22 protein-coding genes are annotated in these 23,703 nt (G+C 62.7%); 8 read left to right on the top strand and 14 right to left on the bottom strand.

Annotated features, from left to right (window positions below):
- Positions 1-19: 19 nt before the first annotated feature.
- The 7 genes from acpP to VIM12_RS19815 form a co-directional block, all read right to left on the bottom strand.
- Positions 20-259, bottom strand: coding sequence for an acyl carrier protein (gene acpP, locus VIM12_RS19845; protein WP_040041346.1), 240 nt, complete (start codon positions 257-259; stop codon positions 20-22).
- 121 nt (positions 260-380) lie between these two features.
- Positions 381-1,127, bottom strand: a complete 747-nt coding sequence (fabG, locus tag VIM12_RS19840; protein ID WP_331943978.1) for a 3-oxoacyl-ACP reductase FabG — start codon at positions 1,125-1,127, stop codon at positions 381-383.
- Complete coding sequence (gene fabD / locus VIM12_RS19835) at positions 1,124-2,056, bottom strand: ACP S-malonyltransferase (protein ID WP_331943976.1); 933 nt, start codon at positions 2,054-2,056, stop codon at positions 1,124-1,126. The genes fabG and fabD overlap by 4 nt, the downstream gene beginning before the upstream one ends.
- A 20-nt stretch (positions 2,057-2,076) precedes the next feature.
- Positions 2,077-3,063, bottom strand: coding sequence for a beta-ketoacyl-ACP synthase III (locus VIM12_RS19830; protein ID WP_331943974.1), 987 nt, complete (start codon positions 3,061-3,063; stop codon positions 2,077-2,079).
- Positions 3,064-3,079: 16 nt separating this feature from the next.
- Entirely contained in the window at positions 3,080-4,153 is a 1,074-nt protein-coding gene (gene plsX / locus VIM12_RS19825; RefSeq protein ID WP_331943972.1) for a phosphate acyltransferase PlsX, read from the bottom strand.
- A gap of 143 nt (positions 4,154-4,296) precedes the next feature.
- Positions 4,297-4,479 (bottom strand): 50S ribosomal protein L32, encoded by a 183-nt coding sequence (gene rpmF / locus VIM12_RS19820; RefSeq protein WP_057293158.1) that lies wholly within the window; start codon positions 4,477-4,479, stop codon positions 4,297-4,299.
- 119 nt (positions 4,480-4,598) lie between these two features.
- The gene (locus VIM12_RS19815; RefSeq protein ID WP_331943964.1) at positions 4,599-5,099 is read right to left on the bottom strand and encodes a YceD family protein; all 501 of its coding nucleotides are present in this window, start codon (positions 5,097-5,099) and stop codon (positions 4,599-4,601) included.
- Between the two features lie 103 nt (positions 5,100-5,202).
- Here VIM12_RS19815 and VIM12_RS19810 point away from each other — a divergent pair, with 103 nt between their 5' ends.
- Positions 5,203-5,817, top strand: a complete 615-nt coding sequence (locus tag VIM12_RS19810; protein ID WP_331943962.1) for a Maf-like protein — start codon at positions 5,203-5,205, stop codon at positions 5,815-5,817.
- Between the two features lie 6 nt (positions 5,818-5,823).
- Entirely contained in the window at positions 5,824-6,576 is a 753-nt protein-coding gene (locus VIM12_RS19805) for an SAM-dependent methyltransferase (RefSeq protein ID WP_331943960.1), read from the top strand.
- Positions 6,577-6,818: 242 nt separating this feature from the next.
- Here the strand turns inward: VIM12_RS19805 and VIM12_RS19800 are convergent, their stop codons facing one another.
- The 4 genes from VIM12_RS19800 to VIM12_RS19785 are packed head-to-tail and all read right to left on the bottom strand — an operon-like array spanning position 6,819 to position 9,925.
- Complete coding sequence (locus VIM12_RS19800) at positions 6,819-7,826, bottom strand: S49 family peptidase (RefSeq protein ID WP_414691812.1); 1,008 nt, start codon at positions 7,824-7,826, stop codon at positions 6,819-6,821.
- The gene (locus tag VIM12_RS19795) at positions 7,823-8,230 is read right to left on the bottom strand and encodes a Rieske (2Fe-2S) protein (RefSeq protein ID WP_331943956.1); all 408 of its coding nucleotides are present in this window, start codon (positions 8,228-8,230) and stop codon (positions 7,823-7,825) included. Before VIM12_RS19795 ends, VIM12_RS19800 begins: the two co-directional genes overlap by 4 nt.
- Complete coding sequence (locus tag VIM12_RS19790) at positions 8,223-8,882, bottom strand: HAD-IIIA family hydrolase (protein ID WP_331943954.1); 660 nt, start codon at positions 8,880-8,882, stop codon at positions 8,223-8,225. The genes VIM12_RS19795 and VIM12_RS19790 overlap by 8 nt, the downstream gene beginning before the upstream one ends.
- 35 nt (positions 8,883-8,917) lie before the next feature.
- The gene (locus VIM12_RS19785) at positions 8,918-9,925 is read right to left on the bottom strand and encodes an RluA family pseudouridine synthase (RefSeq protein WP_331943952.1); all 1,008 of its coding nucleotides are present in this window, start codon (positions 9,923-9,925) and stop codon (positions 8,918-8,920) included.
- 569 nt (positions 9,926-10,494) lie between these two features.
- On the opposite strand from VIM12_RS19785, the gene VIM12_RS19780 reads away from it, so the two are divergent.
- The 3 genes from VIM12_RS19780 (at position 10,495) to moaA (ending at position 16,036) form a co-directional block, all read left to right on the top strand.
- A complete protein-coding gene (locus VIM12_RS19780) occupies positions 10,495-13,440 on the top strand; it encodes an Rne/Rng family ribonuclease (RefSeq protein ID WP_331943950.1) in 2,946 nt (981 codons plus the stop codon).
- Between the two features lie 108 nt (positions 13,441-13,548).
- A complete protein-coding gene (chrA, locus tag VIM12_RS19775; RefSeq protein ID WP_331943948.1) occupies positions 13,549-14,889 on the top strand; it encodes a chromate efflux transporter in 1,341 nt (446 codons plus the stop codon).
- A gap of 31 nt (positions 14,890-14,920) precedes the next feature.
- Positions 14,921-16,036 (top strand): GTP 3',8-cyclase MoaA, encoded by a 1,116-nt coding sequence (gene moaA / locus VIM12_RS19770; protein ID WP_331943946.1) that lies wholly within the window; start codon positions 14,921-14,923, stop codon positions 16,034-16,036.
- Between the two features lie 42 nt (positions 16,037-16,078).
- Here the strand turns inward: moaA and VIM12_RS19765 are convergent, their stop codons facing one another.
- From VIM12_RS19765 to VIM12_RS19755, 3 genes are all read right to left on the bottom strand, one after another.
- The gene (locus VIM12_RS19765; protein WP_331943944.1) at positions 16,079-17,392 is read right to left on the bottom strand and encodes a hemolysin family protein; all 1,314 of its coding nucleotides are present in this window, start codon (positions 17,390-17,392) and stop codon (positions 16,079-16,081) included.
- Positions 17,393-17,532: 140 nt separating this feature from the next.
- Positions 17,533-18,981 carry a DNA recombination protein RmuC gene (locus VIM12_RS19760; RefSeq protein ID WP_331943942.1) on the bottom strand — a complete coding sequence of 483 codons (1,449 nt, stop codon included), beginning with the start codon at positions 18,979-18,981 and terminating at the stop codon, positions 17,533-17,535.
- A 34-nt stretch (positions 18,982-19,015) separates the two neighbouring features.
- The gene (locus tag VIM12_RS19755) at positions 19,016-19,417 is read right to left on the bottom strand and encodes a group II truncated hemoglobin (RefSeq protein WP_331943940.1); all 402 of its coding nucleotides are present in this window, start codon (positions 19,415-19,417) and stop codon (positions 19,016-19,018) included.
- 425 nt (positions 19,418-19,842) lie between these two features.
- Here VIM12_RS19755 and VIM12_RS19750 point away from each other — a divergent pair, with 425 nt between their 5' ends.
- From VIM12_RS19750 to fcl, 3 genes are all read left to right on the top strand, one after another.
- Complete coding sequence (locus VIM12_RS19750; protein ID WP_331943938.1) at positions 19,843-21,249, top strand: undecaprenyl-phosphate glucose phosphotransferase; 1,407 nt, start codon at positions 19,843-19,845, stop codon at positions 21,247-21,249.
- Between the two features lie 220 nt (positions 21,250-21,469).
- A complete protein-coding gene (gmd, locus tag VIM12_RS19745; RefSeq protein WP_331943936.1) occupies positions 21,470-22,636 on the top strand; it encodes a GDP-mannose 4,6-dehydratase in 1,167 nt (388 codons plus the stop codon).
- A 46-nt stretch (positions 22,637-22,682) separates the two neighbouring features.
- Positions 22,683-23,648, top strand: coding sequence for a GDP-L-fucose synthase (fcl, locus tag VIM12_RS19740; protein ID WP_331943934.1), 966 nt, complete (start codon positions 22,683-22,685; stop codon positions 23,646-23,648).
- The last annotated feature ends 55 nt before the right edge of the window (positions 23,649-23,703 follow it).

Raw genomic sequence — 23,703 nt, 5'->3', positions numbered from 1 at the left:
AAACGGTGTTAGGCCGGTATCAGGCCTTGACGTGCGCCTTGGCGTAGTCGATCGCCTGCTGCACGGTGGTGATCTTCTCGGCCTGCTCGTCCGGGATCTCCATCTCAAATTCGTCCTCGAGTGCCATCACGAGCTCAACGGTGTCGAGAGAGTCGGCGCCGAGGTCATCGACGAAGGACGACTCGTTCTTGATGTCCGCTTCAGCGACACCCAGTTGTTCGGCTACGATCTTCTTAACGCGTTGTTCGATATCGGACATATTATCCCTCCAGTGGGTTACAGAAAGTGCGCGCATTTTATCAGGTTTGCGCAGTGAAAATGCAGTTTCGGCTTTTGTTCCGAACAAGTCGGAAACACCAGCCAAAACACTCAAAAAGGCGCTAGGCCATGTACATGCCGCCGTTCACGTGCAGTGTCGTGCCGGTAATGTAAGCGGCTTGCGGCGATGCAAGAAAGGCGACTGCTGCTGCGATATCCTCGGGAAGGCCGAAGCGGCCAAGCGGGATCTGCTGCATGAGCGCGGCGACCTGTTGCTCGCCGAGCTCGCGCGTCATGTCCGTATCGATGAAACCGGGCGCAACGCAATTGACGGTGATGTTGCGACTGCCGATTTCCCTTGCCAGGGCACGGCTCATCCCGGCGACCCCGGCCTTTGCGGCCGCGTAGTTCATCTGCCCCGCGTTACCTGCGGAGCCGACGACGGAGGTGATGTTGATGATGCGACCCGACTTGGCCTTCATCATCCCGCGCAGTACGGCACGGGACAGACGTCCCACTGCGGTGAGGTTGGTTGCGATGACCGCGTCCCATTCCTCTTCCTTCATGCGCATCGCAAGCTGGTCCTGGGTGATGCCGGCATTGTTGACAAGGATGGAGAGGCCGCCAAACTCCTTCTGGACCTTGTCGACGATTGCCGTACAGGCTTCGGCGTCGGTCACATTGAGCACCGCTCCGGCGCCAGCATCCGGCCGGACTGCCCGCAGGTATTCCGTGATCGCAGCAGCCCCTGCCTCAGAAGTGGCAGTCCCTACCACCCGCGCGCCCTGGCGCGCCAGTTCGGTGGCGATGGCGCGGCCGATGCCGCGAGAGGCGCCGGTGACCAGCGCAACTTGATTCGTCAGGTTCACGAGAACTGCTCCAGTAACTTGTCAAGGGAGGCCTGGTCGACGATCGCTTCGCCCACCAGCTCGGCGTCGATCCGCTTCGTCAGGCCCGCCAGCACCTTGCCGGGGCCGCACTCGACCACATGGGTAACGCCTTCAGCACGCATCTTCTGAACGGTCTCCACCCAGCGCACCGGGCTGGCCGCCTGTCGCACCAGCGCGTCCTTGATGGCGGCCACATCGTTGTTGACCGTCACATCGACATTGTTGATCAGCGGGATTTGCGGGACAGAGAAGGTCAGGCCCTGCATGTAGTCGCGCAGGCGGTCGGATGCCGGCCGCAGCAGCGACGAGTGGAACGGCGCCGAAACCGGCAGGGGCAGCGCACGCTTTGCTCCCCTGGCCTTCGCCGCTTCACACGCACGCTCGACCGCCGCCTTGTGTCCGGCGATCACTACCTGCGCCGGCGCGTTGAAGTTCACCGCCTCGACCACTTCGCCTTGACCTGCCTCTGCGCAGGCGGCATGGACATCTGCATCCGACAGGCCGAGGATGGCTGCCATCCCCCCTTGCCCGACCGGCACCGCCTCCTGCATTGCCTGCGCGCGGAAGCGCACGAGCGGGACAGCGTCCCTGAATGCGATCACGCCCGCCGCGACGAGTGCCGAGTACTCGCCCAGGCTATGCCCGGCGACCATGGCAGGCGCCTGCCCGCCAGCCGCCTGCCATGCGCGATAGAAGGCAACGGCAGCGGTCAGCATGACGGGCTGTGTATTGGTGGTCAGGTCGAGCTGCTCCTTCGGTCCCTCGGCAATGAGCTTGGCCAGGTCGAGCTGCAAGGCATCGGATGCTTCGGCGACCGTCTGCTGCACGGCAGGATTCCCGGCAAAGCCGTTCAGCATACCGATGGCCTGCGATCCCTGGCCCGGAAAAACAAACGCTAATTTGGTCATGCGATTGGATGAGATAGTTGTTACATGCGTGCGAGAACCGCACCCCAGGTGAAGCCGCCCCCGACGCCTTCCATCAGCACATGCTGACCGCGCTTGACGCGGCCGTCGCGCACCGCGGCGTCGAGTGCCAGCGGAATGGACGCGGCAGACGTATTGCCGTGCTGGTCCACCGTAACGACCATTCGCGACAGCGGAAGGTCGAGCTTCTTCGCCGTGCCCTGCATGATGCGGATGTTCGCCTGGTGCGGGATCAGCCAGTCAACCTGCGATGCCTCCATGCCGGCGGCGTGCAAGGCTTCGTTGGCCACCTTCTCGAGAACGGACACGGCCAGCTTGAAGACGGCCTGCCCATCCATGTAGAGGAACGCGCTCCCGTCGACCACGCCATTGTTGACGTTGCCGGGTACACAGAGAATGTCGCCATGCGAGCCGTCCGAGTGCAGCTTGGTGGCAAGAATGCCGGGTTGGTCGGAGGCGCTGAGGACGATGGCGCCGGCGCCGTCGCCAAACAGCACGCAGGTCGTCCTGTCTTCGAAATTCAGGATGCGGGAAAACACTTCCGCGCCGATCACGAGCACATTCCTGTGCGCGCCGGCCTTGATGAAGTTGTCTGCCACCGACACGGCGTACACGAAGCCGCTGCAGACCGCCTGCACGTCCATGGCCGGGCAGCCATTGGTGATTTCCAGCTTGCGCTGCACGACGCAGGCCGTGCTGGGGAATCCGCCGAAGTGATCCGGCGTCGACGTTGCAAGGATGATGAGGTCGATGTCGTTCGGTTTCAGCCCTGCCATCTCGATCGCCCGCCGCGATGCCTCGACGGCAAGATCGCTCGACTGAACGCCCGCGTCCGCGTAATGCCTGGCGGAGATGCCGCTACGGGAAACGATCCATTCATCCGACGTCTCGATGCCCTTCGCGGCCAGCTGCTGCGCGAGTTCATCGTTCGTCACGCGCCGCGGGGGGAGATGGCTCCCTGTGCCGATGATTTTGCTGTAGACAGTCATTCCGTTATCTATCGAGTTAGTTCTGTTCGGCGTCCGGCACTGCAGTGACGGGCGCGGCGGTTTGCTGCACGGGCATCAGCTCCGCGATGGCTGCGGTGATGCGGGCAAGAAGGTCGTGGTTGGCGGCCTCGTAGGCACGCTTGATCGCCCATTCGAAACCGTAGGCGTCCTCTCCGCCATGGCTTTTGAACACCAGGCCGCGAAGGCCGAGCAGGCTCGCGCCGTTGTAGCGAGACGGATTCATCCGTTGGGAAAAAGCCTTGATTGCGCCTCGTGCAATCAGGGCGCCCAGCAGGTTGAGCGGATTGCGCTTGAATTCCGAGGTCAGCGCGCTCTTCACAAACCGCCCCAGTCCCTCGGACGCCTTGAGCACCACGTTGCCGACGAAGCCATCGCAGACGACGATGTCCGTCGTGCCCTTGAAGATGTCGTTGCCCTCGACATTGCCGTAGAAATTCAGCAGACCGCGTTCGTGATCCGCGCGCAGCAAGGCTGCCGTCTGCTTGACGACCTCGTTGCCCTTGATCTCTTCCTCGCCGTTGTTGAGCAGGCCGACAGTTGGCCGCGGCTTGTCGTCGAGAGCCGACACCAGCGCCGAACCCATCAGTGCGAACTGGTGCAGGTGCTGCGGTTCGCAATCGACGTTGGCGCCGAGGTCGAGCATGTAGGTGGGCGCGTCCTTCTGATTCGGGATGAGCGCGCAGATCGCGGGACGGTCGACGCCGGGAATGGTTTTCAGCACGTAGCGGGACACCGCCATCAGTGCCCCCGTGTTCCCCGCCGACACGCAGGCATGCGCAGCGCCGTCCTTGACCAGGTTGATCGCGACGCGCATCGACGAGTCCTTCTTGCGGCGCAGGGCGACTTCCAGCGGGTCATCCATCGTCACGACTTCCGTTGCATTGACGACGCTGAGCCGCGGGTGGTCGGCTGCCCGATGCTTCTTCAATTCGGCGCGAACGAGTTCTTCGGGACCGACCAGAACCAGTTCGGCACCGGGCTCATGTTCGACGAAGGAGACAGCGGCTGGGATGGTGACCGACGGGCCGTGGTCACCGCCCATGCAGTCGATGGAAATTTTTATTGTCATTGTTTTGACTCAGTGCCTCGCCCCAACCGTAAGCGGGCCAGATTCGGCGCGATTCAAAATGACGCAGTACGCTGTTGCAGCATATGAAAAAACGGCGCCAAGTCAAACTTCCGCGCCGCTTTTGCTATGTGAATGACCGAGGATTACTCGTCGTTCTTGGTCTTGAGCACCTTGCGACCACGATAGTAGCCGTTCGGGCTGATGTGGTGACGCAGGTGCGTCTCGCCCGTCGTCGGCTCAACTGCCAGCGGCGGAACGGACAGGTGGTCGTGCGAACGGTGCATGCCACGCTTGGACGGGGACTTCTTGTTTTGCTGAACGGCCATGATGACTCCTAAACCTTAAGATCTGAAATTTTAACATACCCCGTCCGCCAACTTCTTGCCGTCCAGGAATTCTCGCTGCGTCCATCAATTCACGATCGCGCGTCGCAGCTGCGGCATCGCTACTTCTTCAAATTCTTGAGCACCGCGAACGGTGACTCTTTCTTTATTTCCGGCGCCTCCTCGATGACCCGCGGCGCATCGGGACAGGCATCGTGTTTCGGCGACAGGGGTATTGCGAGCAACGCCTCGTCTTCGATCACCTGACGCATATCGAAACTGTGGCTGCCGACGATAACCTCGACCGCCTCGTCGTCGAGCTGGACATCGATGTCGTCCGCGCTCTTCTCGTCCGGCGCCAGCACAAGCACCGAGCTCGAGTCGATCGCGAATTCCAGCGGCCCGAGGCATCGTTGGCACACCAGGTGCACGGCACCCGCGATCGCGAGTTCGAGCTGCGGGTGACCATGCCGCTCCGTGCCACCGTGGAGTGTCCACCGCACGGAACCGGCCTTGTCGACCGATTCCTCTGCAAGCCTCGGCAGATCGGCAACGGCTATCTCGCCTTCCCGGCGCTCTCTCGACCGGCAGAACTCGAATGCATCGATTACGAGATCATTCATACGATAATCCGAACCCGGAAAACCTGCGATAATAGCAGGCTTTTCCCTTATTCGTCAAAGTGTTAGGCTGATTTTTTCAGCCAAGCAGGAGACCACCCCCAGCATGACTGCCCCAACCTCCCGCCCGCGCCTCATCCTGGCCTCCAGCTCCATCTACAGGAAGGAGTTGCTGAGCAGGCTGCACATTCCGTTCCAGGTCGCGGTACCGGATGTCGATGAGACGCCGCTGCCGGATGAACGCCCTGAAGATACCGCGCTGCGCCTGGCACGGGACAAGGCGGGCGTGATCGCCAGGAGCAATCCTGATGCGCTTGTAATCGGTTCGGACCAGGTTGCGACCCTGGACGGCGCGCAGATTGGAAAGCCTGGCAACCACGAACGCGCGATGCAGCAGCTGCGGGCAATGCGCGGAAGAGAGGTTATTTTCCACACTGCCCTGTGCCTACGGGATGCGCGCCGCGGGGACAGCGAAGGCGCTGTACATATCTGCAATGTCCAGACCCTGGTCAGGTTCCGCGATCTGCCCGATCATGAGCTCGATGCGTATCTGCGCATTGAGCAACCCTACGACTGCGCGGGCAGCGCAAAGAACGAAGGCCTGGGCATTGCCATTCTTGAAAAGATCGAAAGCCAGGATCCGACCGCACTGACCGGCCTGCCCCTGATCGCCCTGACCTCGATGCTGCGGCAGGCGGGGCTTCCTTTCTTTGTGAGCTGAAGAGAGATGACCGGCATTCTATACCTCATTCCGAACACGCTAGGGCCTGTCGGAACAGGCGAAGCCGATCCCCTGCTGCCTGTTCTGCCTGCCCCGGTGCAGGCGATCGCCGCGCAGCTTGACTATTTCATTGCGGAGAATGCCAAGTCTGCAAGAGCATTCCTGAAGCTCATCGCGAACAACCGGCCATTGGCCCGGCCGCTGCAGGAGATCCGTATCAGCGAGCTGAACATACAGACGGACGCCGCGGCGCTGCCCTCCCTGCTTGCGCCGCTGCGCGCAGGAATGCACGCCGGTCTTATTTCAGAAGCGGGTGTCCCGGCGGTAGCCGATCCGGGCGCGAACCTGGTCCGCCTGGCCCATCAGGAAGGCATTGTCGTCAAGCCACTGGTCGGTCCTTCGTCCCTGCTGCTGGCGCTGATGGCGAGCGGCCTGAATGGGCAGAGCTTTGCGTTCCATGGCTACCTGCCGACTGACCCCGCAGCCCGCAGCAAGCGTGTCCGCATGCTGGAGGACCGCTCGCGTTCTGAAAAGCAGACGCAGTTGTTTATCGAGACACCGTACCGGAACCTCACCATGCTGGAGGCGCTGGCGTCGACCTGCCGCGCGGACACGTTGCTGTGCGTCGCAACCGACCTCACGCTGGCGTCGGAAACGGTAGTGACGCAACCGGCAGGCGTATGGCTGAAATCGATCAAGGCTGGCAAGGGTCCGGACATACACAAGAAGCCGACGGTCTTCCTGTTGCTCGCCGCTTGACGCAGAAACGCAAAACGGCGGTGTGCACCGCCGTTTTGCAGGCCCGATCGGGCAGATCGCATCGGGAAGAGTCTGTCATCCCGCTCCGCGTCCGAGACGCGGTTTTCAGCGCCTGGTCTTTGCATTTTTCCGGCGGCATACTTGTTTTGGGTAGCCAGGATCGAAGCAGCAACCAGACGTCTGCAGTATAGGCCGGTGCGATACGGTTTCAAGGTCTCCGTGCGCAGCAACGAGGCGGCAGGTTACCGCATCGAAGCGCGTCCGGCCTGGGACCAGACGGCCTGTGCGGCAGCGCTGCCGACGGCGCCGCCGAACCGCTTGAGAAGGCGTTCGGACAGTCCCTCGCGCTGGGTATAGTCGACGATCTCCTCCGCTTTCAGTTCGTCGCGGGCTACCGTGTCCACGGTGCCGAAACCATCGGCGAGTCCGATTTCCACTGCCTTCGATCCGCTCCAGAACAGACCCGAGAAAGTTTCCGGTGTTTCCTTGAGTCGGCTTCCCCGCCCCTGCCGCACCACATCGATGAATTGCTGGTGGACTTCGTCCAGCATCTCCTGCGCATAGTTTTTCTGTTTGGCACTCTGCGGGCTGAACGGGTCCATGAACCCCTTGTTCTCACCGGCGGTCATCAAGCGTCGTTCGACGCCGACCTTGTCCATCAGGCCGGTGAAGCCGAAGCCTTCCATCAGGACGCCGATGGAGCCCACGATGCTGGCCTTGTTGACGAAAATCTTGTCCGCCGCGGCGGCGATGTAATAGCCGCCCGAGGCGCACATCTCGTCGACCACGACGTAGAGCGGCTTCTTCGGATACTGCTTGCGCAGGCGCACGATTTCGTCATTGATGATGCCGGCCTGGACCGGGCTTCCGCCGGGACTGTTGATGCGCAGGATGATGCCCACGGCGGTGTCGTCCGCGTAGGCGCGGTTAAGGGCGGGAACCACGTTGTCGGCTGCACCCGAGGTGCCCGACTCGATTGTGCCGTCGATGTCGATCAGGGCCGTGTGGGGCCCGACTGCCTCATCCTCTGCGACGCCGCTGCCCAGTGCAAGCCACAGGCCCGCGAGGACCAGCACCAGCATCGCACAGCGGAAGAAGATGTTCCAGCGGCGCCGTGCGCGCTGCTCCTTGAGCGCGGCGAATGCGAGCCTCTCGAGCAGGTCGCGCTCCCATTCCCGGCCCCGTTCCGGCGCCGCACCGCTTGCATTCCGATTGCCGCTTTCGAAATTGTCATCAGCCATGTTTCTCATTCATTCAAGGACGGGGGTTGCACCCCCAGGGGTTTTACGTAGTCATCCGGCTGCCAGAATATCTGGCCGTCGACTTCCAGGACGCTGATGGGGCGCAAACGTCCGTTGCGACAAGGACCGCCCGCGCATCGGCCGCTGTCGGGCTCATAGAGCGCGCCGTGCGTGGAACACATCAGGTACAAGCCGCTCGATTCAAAGAACTCGCCCTCGTTCCAGTCCAGCTCGATCGGCACATGCGCGCACCTGTTGAGATAGGCGACTACCCTGCCGTCGTAACGCACTGCGAAGCCGGTGCTTGGCGTGCCGCCGGCACTGACGGGAAAACGCCAGCCCTTTCCCCCCTCGGTCAGCACCTCCGATGCGCAGATCGGGATGGCCCCATCGGCAGGGGTTGCACTATGCATTGTCGATCAGCCAGCGATGGAGCTCGGCAACGGAAGACGCCGAATACACGGGATTGAGCGCTTCCAGCTCGTGGACCGCATGGGCGCCGTAATGGACGGCGATCCCGGCGGCACCCGCATTGATCGCCATCTGCAGATCGTGCGTCGTGTCGCCGATCATGACCGTGCGCTCGATGTCCTGGCCGAGTTCGCGCGTCAGTTCCTGCAGCATTGCCGGATGGGGTTTGGAAAACGTCTCGTCAGCGCACCGGGTTGCATCAAACACCGACAGCAGGTTCGCCGCGTCGAGCGCCCGATTGAGGCCAACGCGGCTCTTGCCGGTGGCGATGGCCAGGAAATAGCCTCGCTGGGACAGGTCGGCGAGCATGTCGCGCACGCCGTCAAACAGCGTGAGCCCCTTGTCCTTGGCCAGGTAGTGATAGCGGTAGCGCTCGACCACCCGGGGGTAATGGCGGGGTTCGAGATCGGGCAAGGCAGCCTGCATGGCCTCCTGGAGGCCAAGCCCGATGACATAGGACGCCTGGCGATTGCTGGGTACGGCCAGCCCAAGGTCCTTCGCGGCCGCCTGGATGCAAGCGGCGATCGTCGCCGTGCTGTCCATCAGGGTGCCGTCCCAGTCGAAAACAATCAGGTCGAACCGTTTTTTTGTCATGTTTTGCGATGAATCGGATTGTATCCGGCGGTGTTTCAGGCCGACCCGGACTCGAGGCTGCGCAGGAATAGCCGGCATTCCGGCGGCAACGGCGCAGACAGCGTGACGCTCTCATTCGATCCGGGATGGACGAATGTCAGCTGATGTGCGTGCAGGAACATCCGCTTGAGCGCTGCGCGGTTTCCATCCGCCTTCTGCAGCGCCCGGTTGAGACCGAAGTCCCCATACTTGTCGTCCCCCGCAATGGGAAATCCGCTGGAGGCCAGATGGACCCGGATCTGGTGGGTCCGCCCGGTCTTCAATTCCGCTTCCAGCAAGGCATAGCCGCCATAGCGCCGTACCAGATTGAAGACGGTATGCGACGGCTGCCCGTCCGCCTGCACCCTCACCCGCCGCTCGCCATCGGGCGTCGTGTATTTAAACAGAGGCAATTTGACATGCTGCCGCGCATTCTGCCATTCCCCGTGGACCAGTGCAAAATACCGCTTGTCCAGCCGCCCCTCCCGGATCTGTTCATGCAGGTGCACCAGCGCGGAACGTTTCTTGGCCAGCATCAGGATGCCCGAGGTTTCGCGGTCCAGCCGGTGCACGAGCTCCAGGAATTTCGCCTCGGGACGCGAGGCCCTCAACTGCTCGATCACGCCGAAGCTGACGCCGGACCCGCCGTGGACGGCCACGCCCGCCGGCTTGTCCACGACGAGCACGTGCGCATCTTCGAGCAGGACCGTGAACTCCGCCGGGGGAACGCTGTGTTTTGCCTTTTCGGCAACCCGGATCGGCGGAATGCGGACGACGTCGCCTTCCTGCAGACGGTAGGTCTGGTCGATGCGCCCCTTGTTGACGCGGACCTCCCCTGACCTCAGCACCCGGTAGATATGGCTCTTCGGTACTCCCTTGCATTCCCGAAGCAGGTAATTGTCGATGCGCTGGTCCGCCTCCTCGCTGGAAATGGTGACCACTCGGACCTGCGCTGCGGCCTGCGAGGACTGGCTGAGCGTACCCGTTTCTGTCCGATCGCCAGAAAATCTCGCTAAGTCCTTCATTTTGCTTATATAATTGTTTCGCATCGGTTACACCCGATGCGTGTGTAAGAATAAAAAGCACATTCTACACAGGGGCGTCTCCATCGGCCCCGCGTTGCAGCAAATTCAATGGAAAAGATGTGTACGCATCGTATTCGCGCCGCTCAGGGTTGCACCGCAGTTGTAATCGGAGATGCGCGATCGCGATGGACAAGATTGCTTGAAATTCAAGGATAAGTCCGGCAAGCACTTCCTGATACAGGATGCTTGCTGGTTGATGTACCGGGACCCTGTTTGCCGTTAATGTTGGACTCCATGTTCTTGCTGGCTCCATCTGTCTGTGCGTTGCCCGTTGCGACGCACAGTCCTCCGCTCTCCCCGCCCGTGGCGGTGACAGCGGCTACCCGGCATTCGCGTCACGGACATCCGCGCCCCGTTGCGGCTCTGGCGTTTTCGTTCTGCGCTTCCGCACACTGAAGGCAATTCCCTCCTCAAGCACTCCGACCTCGCGTACATCCATATACATCCCGCACTGCCGGCGCTGCCGCTTGCGGGCTTGAAGATGACCTTAGAGTCACGGAGCGAGAAAAATGAAACGCATGTTGTTCAATGCCACGCAGCAGGAAGAGCTGCGCGTGGCCATCGTCGATGGGCAGAAGCTCATCGATATCGATATCGAGACCGCCGGGCGCGAGCAGCGCAAGTCGAACATCTACAAAGGTGTGATTACCCGGATCGAACCTTCCCTGGAAGCCTGCTTCGTCAACTACGGCGAGGAGCGTCATGGCTTCCTCCCGTTCAAGGAAGTCGCTCGGAGCTATTTCAAGGAAGGCGTGGATGTCCGCAACGCGACCATCAAGGACGCGCTGCGCGAGGGCCAGGAGATCATGGTCCAGGTGGAGAAGGAAGAGCGCGGCAACAAGGGCGCGGCACTGACCTCCTTCATCTCGCTGGCGGGACGCTACCTCGTCCTGATGCCGAACAATCCGCGCGGCGGTGGCGTTTCCCGTCGCGTGGAAGGCGAAGACCGCCAGGAATTGCGCGAGACCATGGACAAGCTCGACCTCCCGTCGGGCATGTCGGTCATTGCCCGCACTGCCGGCATCGGCCGCAACGTCGAGGAACTGCAGTGGGACCTGAACTACCTGATGCAGCTGTGGCGTGCGATCGAGGGCGCCGGCCAGTCGGCGCCGGGCGCCTTCCTCATCTACCAGGAATCGTCCCTGGTCATCCGCGCCATCCGCGACTATTTCCAGCCTGATATCGGCGAGATCCTGATCGACACCGACGATATCTACGAGCAGGCGCAGCAGTTCATGTCGCATGTGATGCCGGACATGGTGCACCGCGTAAAGCGCTATCGCGACGACGTGCCGCTGTTCTCGCGCTTCCAGATCGAACACCAGATCGAGACCGCCTATTCCCGCACGGTCCCGCTGCCCTCCGGCGGCGCCATCGTGATCGACCACACGGAAGCACTGGTGTCGATCGACGTCAACTCGGCGCGGGCCACGCGCGGCAGCGACATCGAGACTACTGCCCTCAACACCAATCTCGAGGCCGCCGACGAAGTTGCACGCCAGTTGCGCCTGCGCGACCTGGGCGGCCTGATCGTGATCGATTTCATCGACATGGAGAACGCGAAGAACCAGCGCGAAGTCGAGAATCGCCTGAAGGACGCGCTGCGCTTCGACCGCGCCCGCGTACAGATGGGCAAGATTTCCCGCTTCGGCCTGATGGAACTGTCGCGCCAGCGCCTGCGCCCCTCGCTGTCCGATGGCAGCCACGTCACCTGCCCCCGTTGCAACGGCACCGGCCATATCCGCGATACCGAGTCCTCCGCGCTGCAGGTGCTGCGCATCATCCAGGAGGAAGCGATGAAGGAAAACTCGGCCGCGATCCATGTACAGGCGCCGGTGGACGTCGCCGCCTTCCTGCTGAACGAGAAGCGCGGCGAGATCCTGAAGATTGAGACCCGTCACCGCGTGACGGTCATCATGATTCCGAACAAGCACCTCGAAACCCCGCATTACAAGCTCGAGCGGATCAAGCATGACGATCCGCGCCTGGAAGATGCGCAGGCAAGCTATGCCATGGCCGAGGAAGTCGATACGGAGATCAGCTACGGCAAGCGCCAGAAGGAAGAAGCACGTCCGCGCCAGGAAGCGGTGGTCAAGGGCATTACTCCCGACCAGCCCGCGCCTATCGTCGAGCGCAAGCCGGTAGAGGTCGCGCCCGCACCAGTTGCCGCGCCTCCCGTTCCGGTCGAGGAAGAAGGCTTCCTGAGCCGGGTCTTCGGCTTCTTCCGCAAGAAGCGTGTTGCGCCGGAAGCGGCGCCAGCGCCCGCAGCCGAGGAGAAACCCCAGCAGAACCGGGAGCGCAATGAGCGCAATGGACGGGGACGTAACCGTGGCCGCGGTCGTGGCCGTGAGCGCGGCGAAGAGCGTGAAGACAGCGCGAAGCAGGCCGCCGGAGCCACGGCAGCAGCACCGCGGCCTGCGCGTGAGCCGCGCGAGCCGCGCGAGGGTCGCGAGCCGCGTGCGCCCCGCGAGCAACGTGAGCCGCGAGAGATCCGCGAGCCGCGTGAAGCGCGCGAGCCGCGCGAAACCAGGGAGCCGCGCGAAGCACGTGAGCCGCGCGAAGTGCGTGAGCCGCGCGAGCCGCGGGAAACACGTGAGCCGCGCGAAACCAGGGAGCAAGGCGAAAACCGCCGGGAACGTGCTTCTCGCCAACGCGAAGAACGCAAGGAAGTCACTGCTGATGAAGCGTTGGCAGCGGCCGTCATCGACAGCGTCGCCATGCCCGCAGTCGCAGAGGTCCCGGTTACCGTTGCCGACGAGGCCGACGAGGTGCTTGCAGGCGCTGCCGGCGACGAGACCGGTGGCGAGCAGGGCGAAGAGCGCCGCCGCCGCCGCCGCCGCGGTGGCCGCAACCGCAATCGCCGTGATCGCGAAACCGGCGAACTGATCGGGGAAAGCGGCGAAGGCGCCGCCGAAGCCGGCGGCATCGAGGACGCCGCCGTAGCCGAGCCCGAAGTGCAGGTGGAGCCAGTCGGTCTCGACGCCACGCCCGACCAGCGCGAAGTCGCAGTGCCTGCTCTTGCGCCGGCCGCAACGCTGCCTGAGGAGGAACCCGAGACAGGTTACATCGCGCCGCAGCTTGCAACCGGATTCGAGGCGGTCAAATCCGGCGATGCCGACACCGTAGATGCCGATGCCGACGCAGAAGTTGCGGCGGAAGAGCCGGTGCCGCCGGCTCCGGTTGTGATCGAGCCGGCTGCTGCCGCTCCGGCTGCTGCTGCCCCGGCTGCTGCTGCCCCGGCTGCTGCAATTGCGCCGGCGCCCTTGCCGCTCGATAACCTCGAAACGGTTCTGGCTGCTGCCGGCCTCACGCTTGCCGTCACCGACCCTGTCAAGCTGCGCGCAGCCCAGGAAGCTGCTGCCAAGCTGGTACCGGCACCTCGCGTCCCCCGTGAGCGCAAACCGCTGCCGCCGCTGTCGACGGAGCCGCTGGTTCAGGTCGAAACCCGGCGTTGATTGCCGATGCGCGTGCCGCGGTCCTTCGATTGCGGCACGTCGACTGAAAGCCAAGGGGAGCAGCAATGCTCCCCTTTTTCTTTCCCGCCATTTCTGCCGACACGACAAATGCAACGCGCCCCTTCCACCCCGCCACCTGCAGTCAGCCTTCGCGAGGCGTTCCGATATTGGCTGAAACTGGGTTTCATCAGCTTCGGCGGACCGGCGGGACAAATCGCGATCATGCACGCCGATCTGGTCGAACGCCGCCGCTGGATTTCGGAACAACGTTTCCTGCACGCCCTGAACTATTGCATGCTGCTGCCGGGGCCGGAGGCGACCCAACTGGCGATCTATATCGGCTGGCTGATGCACAGGACCGCAGGCGGCGTGATCGCCGGCGTGCTGTTCGTGCTGCCTTCGCTGCTGACCCTCGGCCTGCTTTCATGGGTCTACCTCGCCTATGGCCACCTGGCGCTGATTGCCGGCATGCTGTACGGGATCAAGCCGGCAGTGGTTGCCATCGTGCTTGCCGCTGCCTGGCGCATCGGCAGCCGTACGCTCAGGAACCGCTTGCTGGTCGCCATTGCACTTGCCGCGTTTGCCGCCATTCTCGCGGGCCTGCCGTTTCCGGCCATTGTGCTGGGGGCAGGCATCATCGGCCTGTTCGGCGGTCGCCTGCTGCCGGATGGCTTTCGCACCGTACACAGGACAGGCAGGACACCATCCATGGCTCACCCGCCTGCGCTGATCGATGACGACACACCCACGCCGGCCCATGCCCGCAATACGGCGGCGCACGTTGTCATGCCGGCCGTGGCCGGGATCATCCTGGGCGCAGTCGCCTGGGCGTGCCTTGCATGGCAGTACGGAACGGGCTCGACGCTGGCAGGCATGGCATGGTTCTTCACCAAGGCGGCATTCATGACGTTCGGCGGCGCCTATGCGGTGCTGCCCTACGTTTACCAAGGCGCGGTGGACGCGTTCCAGTGGCTGACCCCGGCGCAGATGATCGACGGCCTTGCACTGGGCGAGACCACGCCGGGCCCGCTGATCATGGTGGTCGCCTTCGTTGGCTTCGTCGGCGGATGGACCAAGGCCCTGTTCGGTCCTGACGCCCTGCTTCTGGCAGGCGCGGCAGGCGCCGCCGTCGCGACCTTTTTCACCTTCCTGCCCTCGTTCGTTTTCATCCTTGCCGGCGGACCGGTCGTCGAGTCGACCCGGGGCGATATCCGCTTCACGGCGCCGTTGACGGCGATCTCGGCCGCCGTGGTCGGCGTCATGCTCAGCCTGGCGGTGTTCTTTGCCGAACATGTGTTCCGGCTCAAGGCGCCCTACCCGGACTGGGACTTCGGCGCCATGGCCATCACTGCCGGGGCGGCGCTTGCCCTCCTGCGATGGAAGGTCGGAACGATCACCCTGATCGGCGGCTGTGCAGTTCTGGGCCTCGTGCTATCTTATCTTCGTTAGCCGCCCGGGCTCCCGTATCCACCTCTCGCACATGGCAGAGAAATTCATACCTGTCGCCGACCACCGCGTCCTGCACCCCGTGCCGGTGGTGCCAGCGCGACTGGAAGCGCCTGCCGGCCTCCTCGCGGATGCGCTGGCGCGCCCCTTGCACGACCTGCGGATTTCGGTGACCGACCGGTGCAACTTCCGTTGCGTGTACTGCATGCCGAAGGAGGTATTCGACAAGGACCACGCCTTCCTTCCCCAGTCCTCGCTGCTGACCTTTGAGGAAGTCACCCGCGTTGCGCGGCTTTTCATCGCCCACGGCGTCCACAAGATCCGGCTGACGGGGGGAGAGCCGCTGCTGCGCAGGCATTTGGACAAGCTGATTGCCATGCTGGCCGCCCTGCGGACGCCGTCGGGCGATCCCCTGGACCTGACGCTCACCACCAATGCGTCGTTGCTTGCACGCCAGGCACAGGCGCTGAAGGATGCGGGCCTGAAGCGGGTTACGGTTTCACTGGACGCGCTCGAGGAGCGCACCTTCCGGCGCATGAACGACGTGGATTTCCCGGTGGCGGATGTGCTGCGTGGCATTGATGCCGCCCATCGGGTGGGACTCGGCCCGATCAAGATCAACATGGTTGTCAAGCGGGGCATGAACGACCACCAGATCCTGCCGATGGCCCGCCATTTCAAGGGTTCGCCATTCATCCTGCGCTTCATCGAGTACATGGATGTCGGCGCAAGCAATGGCTGGAAGCTGGATGAGGTGGTCCCGTCGTCGGAGGTGGTCAGGATGATCAGCGAAGAGATGCCGCTGCTGCCGGTCGATTCGAATTACAGCGGCGAGACCGCTGCGCGCTGGCGGTATGCCGATGGCGGCGGCGAGATCGGGGTCATCTCGAGTGTCACGCGCGCGTTCTGCAGCGATTGCACACGCATCCGCCTGTCCACCGAAGGAAAACTCTACACCTGCCTGTTCGCGACGGCCGGTCACGACCTGCGTACCCTGATGCGACAGGGGCGCAATGACGAAGAAATATCGACTGTCATCGCTCACCTGTGGCGCGCCCGCGCGGACCGCTACTCGGAGATCCGCAGCCTCGCGACCGAGGCGCTTGCCCTGCGAGGTCCGAAGGTGGAGATGTCGTATATCGGCGGCTGAGCCGCGGCAGTCACGCCGCTCCCAAATCAGACCGCGGGTGTCCTAGGCGGCAGGTTCGTCGACCGGCTCCGGAACGCCCGGCTTCGGACGTGCCAGGACCTTGTCGATGCGCTTGCCGTCAAGATCGACGATCTCGAAGATCCACCCTTCCCATTCGCACTGGTCGGTGGTTTGCGGCAGGCGGCCGAGCAGGAGCATCACCATTCCGCTCAGCGTGTTGTAGCGGCCACGTTCCTCCTCCGGCACACCCTGCAGGCCGAGCCGGTCCTTCAGTTCCGGCACCGGGATCAGGCCGTCAAGCAGCCAGGAACCGTCTTCCCGTTGCACCGCCCATGCATCTTCGGCCCGATGCGTCTTGAATTCGCCGGTGATCGCTTCCATCACGTCCTGCAGCGTTACGATACCCTGCACTTCGCCGTACTCATCGACGATGAACGCGAGCTGGACACCCGAGTTCTTGAAGTTTTCCAGCAATTCCATGCCGGTCAGGGACTCGGGAACATAGACCGCCGGCAGCAGGCTGGTCATCAGCGACGGCTTCTCGCCCCGCAGCGTCTGCGCCAGGAGCTGACGGGCATTGGCCACGCCGAGCACCTCGTCCCAGCCTCCGCGCAGCACCGGGTAGCGCGAATGATCGCTCTGCTCGAAACGCTTGAGGTTCGTCTCGAGCGGCTCGTTGACATCGAAATACACGACGTCGCTGCGTGGCACCATGAGCGACGCAATCTGGCGGTCGTCCAGGCGGAACACGTTGCGCACCATCTGATGCTCATGATGCTCGATCACGCCGGCGCTCGAACCTTCCGCCAGCATCATGTTGATCTCTTCCTGGGTAACGGACGGCTCGTTCGTCTCCTTGATGCCCACGATGCGCAGCACCAGCTGGGTCGACCCCGACAGGAACTTGACGAAGGGCTTGGTCAGCGTGGCCAGCAGGAGCATCGGCCTTGCCACCAGGCGCGCGATCGGCTCCGGACTGATTTGTCCGATACGCTTCGGCACCAGTTCGCCGAGGACGATGGTGAAATAGGTGATGCTGACGACCACCAGGCCGGTGGCGAGGTAGTCCGAGAGGGGGCTTTCCACCCCCATGCTCTGCATCCAGATGCTGAACGGCTTGGACAGCGTGGCCTCGCCGACAATACCGTTGAGGACGCCGATGGAAGTGATGCCGATCTGCACGGTGGACAAGAAGCGGTTTGGATCGTCGCCAAGTCGGATTGCTGCTTCGGCGGCGGCATCGCCGGTTTCCGCAAGGCGTTGGAGACGGGCCTTGCGGGCGGTGACCAGTGCAATCTCGGACATGGCGAATACGCCATTGAGCAGGATCAGGCCGAGGAGTATCGCTATTTCCATCAGGGTGTGTCAGTCTTGGGAGAAGTTTATGCTTGGGGATTAAGAACATGCCGTGCCGAGGCCGGCGCCGGAATGACAAGTTATCACAATTAATGTAGTCGCAAGACTGCCGCTTGCGGCATCGGCGGCGGCGTCCGGACCTAGTCATCCGCGGGGCCAGCGGTGCCGAGAAGGAAATCCGCCTTGTCTACCGGCAAGGCTTCCACGGATTTCAGCTTGCGCGTCATCTGGCGGGTGCGCGTCTCGGCCTGCTCGATATTCTTTGCCGCCCGCTCGAGCGTGCTTCGCGTCGCAGCCAGCACCTCGCCGAACTTGCCGAACTCGGTCTTGACCGCTCCCAGCACCTCCCAGACCTCGGAAGAACGGCGCTCGAGCGCAATCGAGCGAAAACCCATCTGCAGACTGTTGAGCAATGCCGACAAGGTGGACGGTCCCGCAATGCTGACACGGCAGTTTCGCTGCAATTCATCAGCCAGGCCAGGGCGCCGCATGACCTCGGCATACAGCCCCTCCGTCGGCAGGAAGAGGATGGCGAAGTCCGTGGTAAGCGGCGGCGACAGGTATTTGGAGGCGATGGTCTTGGCCTCCTGCCGCACTGCCCTTTCCAGGTCGCGCCCGGCGGCGGCCACGCCGTCGGCATCAGCGGCCTCCGCCGCCTCGACCAGCCGCTCGTACTGCTCCTTCGGGAACTTGGCATCGACGGGCAGCCAGACCGGGCGATCCTGCTCCTGCTGCCCGGGAAGCCGGATCGCGAATTCGACGCGCTCGCCCGAACCGGGCACCGTCTCGACGTTCTTTCCGTACTGGTCCGGCGTCAACACCTGGTCCAGCAGCATGCCGAGCTGCATCTCACCCCAGGTACCGCGTGTCTTCACATTGGTCAGAACACGCTTCAGGTCGCCCACGCCGATGGCGAGCTTCTGCATCTCCCCGAGGCCCTGGTGCACCTTGTCGAGCCGGTCCGACACCAGCCTGAATGACTCGCCGAGGCGCTGTTCGAGCGTGGCATGCAACTTCTCATCGACCGTGCGCCGCATCTCCTCCAGCCGTGACCCGTTGTCCGCCTGCAGCTCCCTGATCCGGTTTTCAAGCGTAGACCGGATCTCCGCCATGCGATTGGCATTCGACTCCGTCAACGCCGCCAGCGACTGGTTGATCATCTCGCCGAAACGCCCCAGCGAGGCCGCCTGCTCTTCGCGTCCTGCGTGCGCCTGTTCGGCGATCGACTTTCGCATGGCGTCCTGGTGCTGGGCGTTCGCTTCCGTGACCGCGGCAAGCTGCTTGGAGAAGGCATCGATCTGGTTGTTCTGTAGCGTGGCGACGCTGGTCAGCTGGGCGATCAAGGCCTGCTGGAATTGCACCAGATTACCGGTCAGTTCCTGGCGGCCGCTCTGGGCGCTGCCCAGGACCTGATTGCGCAGCTCTCGCTCAAGGCGCTCGCAAGCCGACTCGTGATGCCGCTGCAACGCCTCCTGCAAGAGTTGCATGCGGCCGGCGTCATCCGAGGTGCGCGTCCGGAAAAGAAGCAGGAGCTGCAGGACGACGATCGCGGCCAGCAGCGACAGGAGAATGATTTCAGTGAGGTTCATGCATGCCCGACGTGATTTTGGAAGGACGCAGCAGTCAGCCGGCCTTATTGCGCATCCAGTCGGCGGTGTTGAAGAAAGAATGCATCAGCCTCATGCGCAAGGCTTCATCGATGCCGCAATCCTGCATTGCCCATGCCATGCAGCGCAGCCACTGATCGCGCTCGCCGGACCCGATGGCGAACGGCAGGTGACGCGCCCTTAGCCTTGGGTGGCCGAAACGCTCCACGAACATGTCCGGTCCGCCCAGCCACCCGCACAGGAACCAGAACAGTTTGTCGCGCGACCCGTCGAGGACGGGCGGGTGCATGGCGCGTATTCCGGCGAACTCATGCTCGAGATCCATCAGGTCGTAGAACCGGTCCACCACTTCGCGAACCTTGTACTCCCCTCCGATCGCGTCGAACACCGTAGGGGCAGCAGAATCATCTGTCGTCATGGATGAATGATAGCGCAAGCGCTGCCACACGGGAATTTAGTTCCCTTTGGTAACTGGCTTGCTGCCGGCAATGGTCGCGGTCCTCCGCAAAAAAGCAAGCTGCACACCGAGTCCAGCTTCCCTTCCGTTAGGAAAATTCTGTATCGGGTAGGCAGTGGCTGTCGCTTTTTGACACTAAACAACAGCCTGTTTGAGCACCGGCAATGCCGGATTTGAGGGAGGACAAGCAAACCATACTTTACAAATTCCGCCTTGGCTTAATAGCTACCATTGCCTAAAAGGTAATAGATGAAAGGACTCGGAGGAGAGCCTGCCGGCGTGATTGCCGGCCCTTCAGGGTGGGGTTGCAGCAGGAACCGGCCCTCTCGCGAGTGCCCGGCAAGCCCGCCAGGGAAACGTTTCAACATCGAATCAGAAAAATAGCCATGCGCGACTTGATCATCACAAACTCTTCCCGGCTCGAACTCTCCATGCGGCTGATGGACGTACTGGTCCTCGAGTTGGCCGGCGCCATCGCCGGCATCCTGCACTTCCACATTCCATTAAGCGAAACGCCGCCGATCCACACGGTCCTGCTGCACTTCTGCAGTGCCCTGGCATTCCTGCTCTTCCCGCAGTTCCAACTCTACGTGTCCTGGCGCGGCCGCTCGCTCCCCGACATGTTCGTTCGCCTCGTCGGCTCATGGGGTGTTGTGCTGCTCATCGGGCTCTTCTTCAGTTTCCTGATCCATCACGTCGGCAATGTTTCCCGACTCTGGATGTTCTACTGGTATGCGCTTGGCGTCGCCTTCCTGATCATCTTCCGCTTCGCGGTCTACTATGCCCTGCGCACGCTGCGTGCAAAAGGACTGAACAGCAAGCGCGTGATCATCGTCGGCTATGGCAGCACCGGAAAGGAGATGCACCGCCGCGCAATGCAGCAGGACTGGACCGGCTACGACGTCAAGGCAGTATGCGCGGACCCGCTCGACTCCGGCAAGATCGTGGATCCCGGCATTGCCCGTCTATCCAGCTTGCAGGAGGTACACGCCTACGCCGTTGCCAATCACATTCATGAAATCTGGGTCACGCTTCCGCTTACGGCGTCGTCTCGCCTGCAGGAGCTGCAATACCTGATGCGCAACACCTTTGTGGATATCCGGTGGGTGCCGGATGTCCTTGGCCTGCAGATGCTCAGCAATCGCATGGGCAATTTCCTCGGCCTGCCCGTCGTCGACCTCAACCAGCCCATCACCACCGGGATTCACGGCATCGTGAAGGAGATCTTCGACCGCAGCTTTGCGCTGGTTACCCTGTTCCTGCTGCTTCCGCTGTTCGTCGTCATCGGGATCATGATCAAGCGTACGTCGCCAGGGCCGGTATTCTTCAAGCAGCCTCGCCTCGGCCTGAATGGCCGCCAGTTCAACGTCTACAAGTTCCGCACGATGAAGGTGCACCAGGAGCAGAATGCCGTGACCCAGGCGACCAAGAACGACCCGCGGCTCACCCCCATCGGCGGCTTCCTTCGGCGCACCAGCCTGGACGAACTGCCCCAGTTCATCAACGTACTGCTCGGCGACATGTCGGTCGTCGGACCGCGCCCGCATGCAATGCAGCACAACGAGATCTACAAGGACCTGCTGGAGACCTACATGCTGCGCCATCGCGTGAAGCCGGGAATAACCGGCTGGGCGCAGATCCACGGTCATCGCGGCGAGACGGAAACGCTCGACAAGATGGCCACCCGCGTCGAGTTCGACCTGCACTACATTCAGCACTGGTCGATCTGGATGGACCTGCGCATCATCGCCTGGACTGCCTTCAAGGGATGGACTGGGAAGAACGCCTACTGAGCAGGTCTGCGATCTCGCGCGAGATGGTTTCTACAGGAGCGCGGTTTGTGCGCAGTTCCCCCGGGCCCTGCGCGCCGGACACGCCAGCGCGGCCTGCATGAACGCCCTCCTCGTCTTCACCGGCCGCGGCCCGCACTCCACGACCCGGCTGCAGCGCTTGCGCTGACTCGGTCGCCGCCCGGAAGCCGCAATCACAAGGATAAACAGGAAGGACTCACGAATGAACAGCGCAACAGAGGGGCACGATAGCGCCGGCAAGTCCAGCCAGCGCACCGACCGGAAGGTCGCCATGATTACCGGCGTCAGCGGACAGGATGGCGCCTACCTTGCCGAGTTCCTGCTCACCAAGGACTACATCGTCCATGGCGTGAAGCGCCGGACCTCGCGCTTCAACACGGACCGGATCGACCACCTGTACCAGGACCCGCAGGAGCGCGAGCGTCGCTTCATCCTGTACCACGGCGACATGACCGATTCTTCGTCGCTGCTGCGGATCATTCAGGAGACCCAGCCGGACGAGATCTACAACCTTGCCGCACAGAGCCATGTGGCGGTCTCGTTCGACGAGCCGGAGTACACGGCCAATTCGGACGCGCTTGGCCCGCTGCGCATCCTGGAAACACTGCGGCGACTCGGCATGGAAAAGAAAACCCGCTTCTACCAGGCCTCCACCGCCGAGATGTTCGGTACGTCACGGGATTTCCCCCAGCACGAGGAGACGCCGTTCCGGCCGCGCAGCCCGTACGCCGCCGCCAAGCTGTACGCCTACTGGATAACGGTCAACTACCGGGAGGCGTACGGCATGCATGCATCCAACGGCATCATGTTCAGCCATGAGTCGCCGCTGCGCGGCGAAACCTTCGTGACCCGCAAGATTACGCGGGGACTGGCCCGGGTGGTGATGGGCCACCAGGACTGCATCTACCTCGGCAACCTCGATGCACGACGCGACTGGGGACACGCGCGCGACTACGTGGAGATGATGTGGCGCATCGTGCAGCAGGACAAGGCCGACGACTACGTGGTTGCCACCGGCGAACAACATAGCGTACGCGATTTCGTCACCGCCTCGGCAGAGGAACTGGGCATGGTATTGCGGTGGGAAGGAAGCGGAATGGATGAAGTGGCAGTGGTCGTTGACCCGGGAAAACACACGAGTGTTGCCAAGGATCAGGTGATTGTCCGCGTCGACGCGCGATACTTCAGACCGACCGATGTGGACAGCATGCTCGGCGACGCCAGCAAGGCCCGTGAACTGCTCGACTGGAAACCCAGGGTCGGGTTCAGGGAGCTGGTCCGGGAGATGCTGCAGGCCGATCTCGAGTCGGCGGGCAAGGACCACCTGTTCCAGTCGCACGAACATCTGTCCAGTCTCTATCACAACTGAAATCCCTGACGTGCACCGCCCGTCTTCGCCAGGAAAGAGGAAGCAAATGAAGAACAACCTGAACAAGCGCATCTACGTGGCAGGCCACCGCGGCCTGGTCGGCTCCGCCATCGTCCGGGCCTTGCGCAAACGCGATTACAGTACGATCCTGACAAGGAGCCATGCCGAGCTCGACCTGAAGGACCAGGCTGCCGTTCGGGCCTTCTTCGCCGAGAACCAGGTTGACGAGGTCTACCTCGCGGCGGCGAAGGTAGGCGGCATTCATGCCAACAACAGCTATCCGGCCGAATTCATTTACGACAACCTGATGGTGCAGTCCAACGTCATCCACGAAGCCTGGCGGGCCGGTGTGAAGAAGCTGTTGTTTCTCGGCTCTTCCTGCATCTACCCGCGCCTGGCGGAGCAACCGATCCGCGAAGAATATCTGATGAACGGCGCACTCGAGCCGACCAATGAACCGTACGCGATTGCCAAGATCGCCGGCATCAAGATGTGCGAAAGCTACAACCGTCAGTACGGCACGGACTTCCGCAGCGTCATGCCGACCAACCTGTACGGCCCCGGCGACAACTACCACCCGGAGAACAGCCACGTCATTCCGGCACTCATTCGGCGCTTCCACGAGGCGCGCAAGGCGGGCGCGGACAAGGTCGTTATCTGGGGCACGGGAACGCCCCGGCGGGAATTCCTGCATGTCGACGACATGGCAGATGCCTGCGTACACGTGATGGAGCTGGAAAGGCCGACATATGAACAGCACACCTCACCGATGTTGTCACACATCAATGTCGGGACGGGCGAGGACGTCACAATACGCGAAGTTGCCGAAATAATAAGGGATGCAGTCGGTTTTAAGGGTGAAATCGAGTATGACACCAGCAGGCCCGACGGCACGCCGCGGAAGCTCATGAATACCGGGAAGCTCTCGGCGCTCGGCTGGCAGCCGTCGATCCGGCTGACGGACGGAATCAGGGGCACCTACGAGAGCTTCAAGTCGGAGGTGGATGCATAGGTTCGGGGCCGCGGCGAAAACCGGTCGACCGCATCGCCGCCGGGAAGCTGCGTCC

This window comes from Noviherbaspirillum sp. (genome assembly GCF_036563305.1).
Classification (GTDB): Bacteria; Pseudomonadota; Gammaproteobacteria; order Burkholderiales; family Burkholderiaceae_D; genus Noviherbaspirillum.
The sequence above is the reverse complement of the archived record's forward strand: the minus strand, read 5'-3'. Positions and strand labels throughout refer to the sequence as shown.

Coding starts and splice junctions, on each gene's coding strand:
- acpP (WP_040041346.1), bottom strand. CDS start 259: ATGTCCGATATCGAACAACGCGTTAAGAAGATCGTAGCCGAACAACTG.
- fabD (WP_331943976.1), bottom strand. CDS start 2,056: ATGACCAAATTAGCGTTTGTTTTTCCGGGCCAGGGATCGCAGGCCATC.
- VIM12_RS19830 (WP_331943974.1), bottom strand. CDS start 3,063: ATGACTGTCTACAGCAAAATCATCGGCACAGGGAGCCATCTCCCCCCG.
- plsX (WP_331943972.1), bottom strand. CDS start 4,153: ATGACAATAAAAATTTCCATCGACTGCATGGGCGGTGACCACGGCCCG.
- rpmF (WP_057293158.1), bottom strand. CDS start 4,479: ATGGCCGTTCAGCAAAACAAGAAGTCCCCGTCCAAGCGTGGCATGCAC.
- VIM12_RS19815 (WP_331943964.1), bottom strand. CDS start 5,099: ATGAATGATCTCGTAATCGATGCATTCGAGTTCTGCCGGTCGAGAGAG.
- VIM12_RS19810 (WP_331943962.1), top strand. CDS start 5,203: ATGACTGCCCCAACCTCCCGCCCGCGCCTCATCCTGGCCTCCAGCTCC.
- VIM12_RS19805 (WP_331943960.1), top strand. CDS start 5,824: ATGACCGGCATTCTATACCTCATTCCGAACACGCTAGGGCCTGTCGGA.
- VIM12_RS19800 (WP_414691812.1), bottom strand. CDS start 7,826: ATGAGAAACATGGCTGATGACAATTTCGAAAGCGGCAATCGGAATGCA.
- VIM12_RS19795 (WP_331943956.1), bottom strand. CDS start 8,230: ATGCATAGTGCAACCCCTGCCGATGGGGCCATCCCGATCTGCGCATCG.
- VIM12_RS19790 (WP_331943954.1), bottom strand. CDS start 8,882: ATGACAAAAAAACGGTTCGACCTGATTGTTTTCGACTGGGACGGCACC.
- VIM12_RS19785 (WP_331943952.1), bottom strand. CDS start 9,925: ATGAAGGACTTAGCGAGATTTTCTGGCGATCGGACAGAAACGGGTACG.
- VIM12_RS19780 (WP_331943950.1), top strand. CDS start 10,495: ATGAAACGCATGTTGTTCAATGCCACGCAGCAGGAAGAGCTGCGCGTG.
- chrA (WP_331943948.1), top strand. CDS start 13,549: ATGCAACGCGCCCCTTCCACCCCGCCACCTGCAGTCAGCCTTCGCGAG.
- moaA (WP_331943946.1), top strand. CDS start 14,921: ATGGCAGAGAAATTCATACCTGTCGCCGACCACCGCGTCCTGCACCCC.
- VIM12_RS19765 (WP_331943944.1), bottom strand. CDS start 17,392: ATGGAAATAGCGATACTCCTCGGCCTGATCCTGCTCAATGGCGTATTC.
- VIM12_RS19760 (WP_331943942.1), bottom strand. CDS start 18,981: ATGAACCTCACTGAAATCATTCTCCTGTCGCTGCTGGCCGCGATCGTC.
- VIM12_RS19755 (WP_331943940.1), bottom strand. CDS start 19,417: ATGACGACAGATGATTCTGCTGCCCCTACGGTGTTCGACGCGATCGGA.
- VIM12_RS19750 (WP_331943938.1), top strand. CDS start 19,843: ATGCGCGACTTGATCATCACAAACTCTTCCCGGCTCGAACTCTCCATG.
- gmd (WP_331943936.1), top strand. CDS start 21,470: ATGAACAGCGCAACAGAGGGGCACGATAGCGCCGGCAAGTCCAGCCAG.
- fcl (WP_331943934.1), top strand. CDS start 22,683: ATGAAGAACAACCTGAACAAGCGCATCTACGTGGCAGGCCACCGCGGC.